Source organism: Methanobrevibacter sp. 87.7, from assembly GCF_002208625.1.
In the GTDB taxonomy this organism is placed as follows: Archaea; Methanobacteriota; Methanobacteria; order Methanobacteriales; family Methanobacteriaceae; genus Methanarmilla.
Window position 1 is genome coordinate 1 of sequence record NZ_MRCT01000262.1, and the last position, 1,423, is coordinate 1,423.

Sequence of the window (1,423 nt, forward strand, 5' to 3'; positions counted from 1 at the left end):
ATTATTTATAAATATTAATAATTTTAAATTATAATTAAATATAATTATAATTTTTATAAATTATAAAAATTAATTTTATAGTTTATTAATTCAGGTTAATGATATTATGGTTTATGTTGTTGAAAATGATGATATTGCAGATTGTTGGGAAGATCTTGTTAAATTAATATATTCTAAAGGTCATTTCGTAAATGATGAAAGAGGTTCACTTACAAAAGAATTATTAAATGTTGTAACAAGAATTAAAACACCTCTTGGAAAACAAAGTAATGGATTTTTTGGTTTAGGTAAAGAATATGTTAATATTGAAAACATTAAAATTCCTGAAGGGTACTTTTGGGCAGGAGATAGAGTAAAAACATATGCAGAACAATTTTTAAGTAGGGATAATCCAGGATTTGTATATACTTATGGTAGTAGATTAAGAAATTATGAAGTTTATCCTCCTAATGAAAAAGATGAAGAAGGTTATACTGGAATTGATCAAATTAAAGTTGCTATTGATAGATTAAAAAATTGTAAAGAATCTCGTAGAGCTATTTCAGTAACTTGGGATCCACATTTAGATACTGTAAATGATGAAGTTCCTTGTTTAATTCTTGTTGATTTTAAAATTAGACATAATAAACTTTATACTACTGGTCTTTGGAGAAGTCATGATATTTATGGTGCATGGTTTGCTAATGCAGTAGGTCTTACATATTTAGCTCAACATGTTGCAGATGAAGTTGGTGTTGAAATTGCACCTATTACTATTCATTCTATTAGTGCTCATATTTATGAAAATAATTTTGGAGATGCTCAAAAACGTTGTGAAAAAAGTGATGATTAATTAAATTTAATTTATTTAAAAGTTATTAATCTTAGTTTATTGGATTTTATAAATTAAGGTTTTTTTAAATTTTTTAGTCTTAGTTTATTAGTTTATAAATTAAGGTTTTTTAAATTATGGTGATTAAAATGAAAATTAAGTATAGTACAAGAATAGTAAGTGATATGGATAAATCTATTGATTTTTACAGATTACTTGGTTTTGAAGTTGAAGAAACTATTAATCCTCCAAATGGTTCTGTAATTACCTTAATGAAAGGTGAAGGGGATGTTTTAATAGAACTTATTAAAGATAATGTTAATAGTCCTGGATTATTTGCTACAGGTATGCTTGTAGAGGATATTAATAAAGAGGTTGAATCTTTAAAAAATAAAGGAATTAAATTTAGTTTAGAACCAACTGAAATATCTGTTGGTTATATGGCAATGTTTCAAGATCCCGATGGAATAAATATTGTTATAATTGAACATTCTAAATAATTTTCTTTATTTTTAATTTTTTTAACTTAAGATTTTGAATTTCTTTAATTTGGATTTTAATAAGTTTTAAATAGTAAAATTATTTAATTTTTATTTTATAGCTATTCAAGTA

General features: G+C 23.7%; 2 protein-coding genes. Both read left to right on the forward strand.

From position 1 onward, the window contains the following. Positions 1 to 106: 106 nt before the first annotated feature. On the forward strand, positions 107 to 832 hold the full coding sequence (locus tag BGI41_RS08105) for a thymidylate synthase (protein ID WP_088540192.1): 726 nt from the start codon (positions 107 to 109) through the stop codon (positions 830 to 832). Positions 833 to 960: 128 nt separating this feature from the next. After that, positions 961 to 1,311, forward strand: coding sequence for a VOC family protein (locus BGI41_RS08110; RefSeq protein WP_088540193.1), 351 nt, complete (start codon positions 961 to 963; stop codon positions 1,309 to 1,311). Positions 1,312 to 1,423 lie beyond the last annotated feature (112 nt).